At 38.7% G+C, this 4745-nt stretch carries 5 protein-coding genes and 1 CRISPR repeat array; all 5 genes read left to right on the forward strand.

All coding sequences use genetic code 11. The annotated features are described in order from the left end of the window. The first annotated feature begins 84 nt into the window (after positions 1-84). The 5 genes from C8N29_RS16370 (at position 85) to C8N29_RS16390 (ending at position 4175) form a co-directional block, all read left to right on the forward strand. Positions 85-369, forward strand: a complete 285-nt coding sequence (locus C8N29_RS16370) for a hypothetical protein (protein ID WP_107867137.1) — start codon at positions 85-87, stop codon at positions 367-369. Between the two features lie 495 nt (positions 370-864). Next, the gene (locus C8N29_RS16375) at positions 865-2136 is read left to right on the forward strand and encodes a replication initiation protein (RefSeq protein WP_107867138.1); all 1272 of its coding nucleotides are present in this window, start codon (positions 865-867) and stop codon (positions 2134-2136) included. A 192-nt stretch (positions 2137-2328) separates the two neighbouring features. Then, complete coding sequence (locus C8N29_RS16380; RefSeq protein WP_170107025.1) at positions 2329-3036, forward strand: ParA family protein; 708 nt, start codon at positions 2329-2331, stop codon at positions 3034-3036. Then, positions 3029-3958, forward strand: coding sequence for a ParB/RepB/Spo0J family partition protein (locus C8N29_RS16385; protein WP_107867140.1), 930 nt, complete (start codon positions 3029-3031; stop codon positions 3956-3958). The genes C8N29_RS16380 and C8N29_RS16385 overlap by 8 nt, the downstream gene beginning before the upstream one ends. Positions 3959-3962: 4 nt before the next feature. After that, entirely contained in the window at positions 3963-4175 is a 213-nt protein-coding gene (locus tag C8N29_RS16390) for a hypothetical protein (RefSeq protein ID WP_107867141.1), read from the forward strand. 93 nt (positions 4176-4268) lie between these two features. Then, a CRISPR array of direct repeats spans positions 4269-4649; the repeat unit is 36 nt; unit sequence GTCTTAATCCCTTAGTAATCAGGGAAGAGTTCTAAT. The last annotated feature ends 96 nt before the right edge of the window (positions 4650-4745 follow it).

Genomic DNA, 4745 nt, shown 5'->3' on the forward strand with positions numbered 1-4745 from the left:
GGTGTTTTAAAGCAAAAACTCGGTCAGCGTTTACAAGCTCAAACTACTTCACCTAATTAACCTTAACCTACGCGGAGAATCATCATGTTACTTTGTAGCAATCCTTTATTTTCACTCGGTCAAACGGTGGCCACACCCAATGCCCTTAACCTGTTAGCTCAACATAATACATCGTGTTTTAGTTTATTGGCTCGTCATCAATCAGGGGACTGGGGCAATGTGCCTGCCGAAGATGCCTTAAGCAATCAAGAAGCGATTGAACGTGGCTATCGTATTATGTCGGTTTACCCTTTGGAAACAAGCAACGTGTGGATTATCACTGAGGCAGATAGGTCGGTGACAACCGTATTGTTGCCAGAGGAGTATTAGTTAAAAGACGACATCTTTCATGATGTCGTCTTTAGTTTTTAATCATTTTTTTTTACTAAAAATTATAATTTTTTAGGTATTTTCATATATAGCGCGCTTTTTAATATATTTTAAATACTTTAGACCAATACCAAAGCATTGAGACATAAGTGATACAGCGTTTTATCATGTAGAGAATCACCCCCCTATCATGTAGAGAATCACCCCCCTATCATGTAGAGAATCACCCCCTATCATGTAGAGAATCACCCCCCTATCATGTAGAGAATCACCCCCCTATCATGTAGAGAATCACCCCCTCTACTGAGTATTCCGACCGTTGTATGTTTTGTGAGTTCTTTTGGTCATCAAATCACGTCTCTATCATGTAGAGAATCACCCCCCCCAAATCATAAAAAACAATTCGTTCTTAGTCTTTTATCATGTAGATATTTTTTTTGACAATCTACATGATAAAAGCCTAGTATTAGAAAAAATGTTTAAATAGCGAACAATATGACCCTTGATAAAAACTCCACGAATAGCCTATATGTCTTAAAAACATCTCAAGCCGTTGTACATATCAGTCACAGTATTAGCTTGCGTCAGTATAAGTATTGGATACTGTTGCTACATTTTTATCGAGAGTCATATAAAGAAAATGCGACGTCTGTACACGATGCTCTGTACAAAGTGCCTATTGCCAAATTGGCCGATTATTTAGGTTATGAACCAGTAAAAGCTGAATTAAAAGAGGATTTTGAAGTACTACGTAAAGAGCCAATTATTATCAACATTTTGTCAAAAGACGGTAATAAAGTTCAGCGAGGGATGGGATTTATTTCAGAATGGGAGGTTTCAAGTAAAACAGTCGGCTTTCGACTTCCGTCTTTTTTGCAGGATGTAATGAAGGGCTTAGATGATGCAAAAGCGATTTTTCATTTATTACATTGGGAAATATTTAGTAGCTTTAATGGCAAGTATGAGGCGATTCTTTACAAGCTCTGTAAAGACTATGTTGGTGTTCAACGTACGCCTTATATGAGTATTGACGAATTTCGTCACTATATTGGTGTACAAGATAACGAGTATCCGCAATTTGCAGAGTTAAATCGCTGGACTATTTCTAAACCTCTAAAGGTAATTAATGAAAGCATTGTATCCGATATTACGATTGAGGTTGAGTTTAAACGTCATGGCCGCAAAGCAGAAGGCTTGCACTTTAAGGTTCAGCACAAACAACAAAAACTCTCTATTGCTTCAATTACGGAATTGACCAAAGGATTACACCCTGCTTTTGCACAGGCTAAAATTTCTATTCCGACGAATGAACAAGAAGACTATCTGAATAAGTATGGTATTGACTTAGTAGTCGCTACTATCGAACGTGCTAATCTCTATGTTGAAGATAAATTAGCCAAAGGTGAAAATGTAAATATTGGTGCAATTTATAGCAGTGCCTTTACAGGTAATTGGGGGGGGCAGTATTTACAGCAAAAAGAAATACAAATAAAACAAGCGGCTAAAACCACAAAGTCTAAAGCTAAAACGACTAAAATAGCGACGGATAATCAACTGGCAGCTCCTGATAAAGAGAAGTTTTTACAGCGTTGGCAAGACTTATCTGTCACAGAAAAAGAGGATTATTTTAAGCGAGCGCTAAACAATATTCCTAAGGTTATGCGTACAATTGAACAAGAAAAAGCCACTATTGATAACGCAATGAGTCGCCCTGTATTACGTATCGAACTCGAAAAATTATTAGGCGCAGTAGATGCGTCTCGTTAATTGAGCATGCTCAATTTTGATAAATACGTTATTTTTAGTTTATATACACTCCCTTGTAATCATCAAATATCTAAGAGTTCACAACTCAATACACGTTTAAGAAAGTAAGCAACGTCTACTTAATAGGATTGACTAGCGCACTTTGTGCGTTTTATAGTGCATGATTAGTTAATTATTATCATGAGGTGGAGTATGGCAAAAGTGATTTTAATCGCCAACCAAAAAGGCGGTGTCGGTAAGTCAACCATTGCCACAACATTAGGGACAGGCTTAAAACGTTTAGGGCATCGTGTGTTGTTATTAGATGCGGATTCTCAACAATCTTTATTTAAATGGCGCGCTAGTGCGGAAGGTTTAGCACATGAGCAAGATATTCCGTGGGTTGAGCGTTGGGACTCACCTTTAATTGCCGAAAAAATCAAAAAAGAAAAGCAACATTATGATTTTATTATCATTGATAGTGCCAGTAATTTGGGGCAAAAAGGCGATGCGACCCAAAAAATTATTTTAGGTGCAATCAAATCCGCTGATTTAATTTTGACACCTGTTGGCCCCTCACCTTTTGATGTGGATGGTACAGAGGATTTTATTAATTTGTTGCGTGATATTTGGGAACGTTTTGGCGAGCAAAAACCGCCTATTTATTTTTTAATTAACGGTGTGCAAGTCGGGACAACCCTAGGCCGAGAAGTTGGTGAATATGTCGCTAATACCTACCAATTACCTGTGTTAAATACCAAATTACAAATGCGCCAAGCCTACAGACAATGTGTGTTTGATGGCAGCAGTATTTTTCATTTGGGTGATGCCCAAAGCAAAGCCAATGCCTCTGCATTTGTCGATGAAGTGTTAAAATTGAGCATGCTCAATTCTGACAGCAAGGTAAATAGCCATGAGTAAAAAAGGCTTTTTTGCTAATCGCAAAACACCCAGCACCGTAACAAATAATGCGGCGACGGAGAATGAAAACCGTTTTGATTTGGCAGAGTTTGAACGAGAGGTAATTGCCGAAGCGCGCGCGAATAATCAAATTGCGCACATTGCTAAAGACTTAATTGACCCAGACCCCCATCAGCCGCGCAGCTATTTTGACCCTGTGGCCATGGATGAGCTACGACTAAGTATCGAGCAAAACGGTTTAATTCAACCGATTGTTGTTAGGCAAATAGGTGAACGCTATCAACTCATTGCAGGTGAGCGACGTTGGCGAGCTTGTTTGTCTATTGATAGCCTCTTGAATATTGAAGCGGTGATTCGTAATGATGTTGAACCATTAACCATTTTGCTGCTACAAATTGCCGAAAATAATCATCGTCAATCCATGACGCCAATGGATACCGCCCGCGCTTATCAACGTGTTAAAGAATTATCCAACGATTCCCAAAAACAAGCTGCCGCTAAATTAGGTATTTCAGAAAGCCAAATATCGATTACTTTAGGGCTAATTAAAGCACCTCCTGTGATTCAAAATTTGGCCATGAGTGGCAAAATTAAAGATATTACCACCTTAAATTTAGTCAATCGCTTGTATGAACAAAATGCACTGGCAGCCGAACAAGTTGTCCAAGAAATTTTGGAAGAGCGCATTGAGTCAGGTAACGTCCGTAAACAAGTCAATCTGGTTTTACAGCAAAACAAAGGCAAAATTGAGCATGCTCAAGTCGATAAAAAAACTATCAAAGCGGACAGCGTACAATTGCTACAACAAGGCAAAAAATTGATTGTTGCGGTTAAATCGCGTAAGGCGAGTTATGACATAGAGCTGCCGATTGCCGCGCAACAATTACAAGCGTTATTACAACAACTGCTCAAGGATAGTTAAGTTGATGGATAGCGAAAACAAACAAAGGCTACGTAGTTTAATGGTTAACGCTAATTTAGATACGTTTGCCGTTAAACAACTTCTAGAACAGCAAACCAAACGTAAATACAGTATTAGAACCGTGCAAGCGTGGGCGGCTGATTCGTCAAAAGCAAGTTCTAGGGAGTGCCCAGAATGGGTGCTAGAGAACCTAGAACAAATCATTAAAGGGCGTTAAGCAACAATTGAGCATGCTCAATTTATACAAATTAAGGGGGTAATCAAAAAAGATTTATAATTTAAGACAGTCACTGGCCTTTGTGCCAGTGAGGTCTTAATCCCTTAGTAATCAGGGAAGAGTTCTAATGTGTATGGTGAATTATGCCGTCAAACTAGCGTCTTAATCCCTTAATAATCAGGGAAGAGTTCTAATGAGGAAGCTATTGCGTCATACTTGTGTGGTACACGTCTTAATCCCTTAGTAATCAGGGAAGAGTTCTAATGTAGCATACAAGACTGCCCGTTTTCGGGTGTTGTCTTAATCCCTTAGTAATCAGGGAAGAGTTCTAATTTTTTAATGCCACCGATTGTCATTTTTGGCGAAACGTCTTAATCCCTTAATAATCAGGGAAGAGTTCTAATTTTTCTTAAGTCATTAAATCCTTTTAAAGCATCTGTCTTAATCCCTTAGTAATCAGGGAAGAGTTCTAATAGGGTTTATAAGCCCAAACCGCCGAAAATTCCGATAACTTAAAATATTCTGATTGATACTACCCTACCGATGATGTTTTGACGTTCTGATTCAGTA

It is taken from the genome of Agitococcus lubricus (genome assembly GCF_003051055.1).
GTDB lineage: Bacteria > Pseudomonadota > Gammaproteobacteria > Pseudomonadales > Moraxellaceae > Agitococcus > Agitococcus lubricus.

Excerpts from the sequence above, each read along its gene's own strand:
- C8N29_RS16380 (WP_170107025.1), top strand. The coding sequence starts at position 2,329 with ATGGCAAAAGTGATTTTAATCGCCAACCAAAAAGGCGGTGTCGGTAAG.
- C8N29_RS16385 (WP_107867140.1), top strand. The coding sequence starts at position 3,029 with ATGAGTAAAAAAGGCTTTTTTGCTAATCGCAAAACACCCAGCACCGTA.
- C8N29_RS16370 (WP_107867137.1), top strand. The coding sequence starts at position 85 with ATGTTACTTTGTAGCAATCCTTTATTTTCACTCGGTCAAACGGTGGCC.
- C8N29_RS16375 (WP_107867138.1), top strand. The coding sequence starts at position 865 with ATGACCCTTGATAAAAACTCCACGAATAGCCTATATGTCTTAAAAACA.
- C8N29_RS16390 (WP_107867141.1), top strand. The coding sequence starts at position 3,963 with ATGGATAGCGAAAACAAACAAAGGCTACGTAGTTTAATGGTTAACGCT.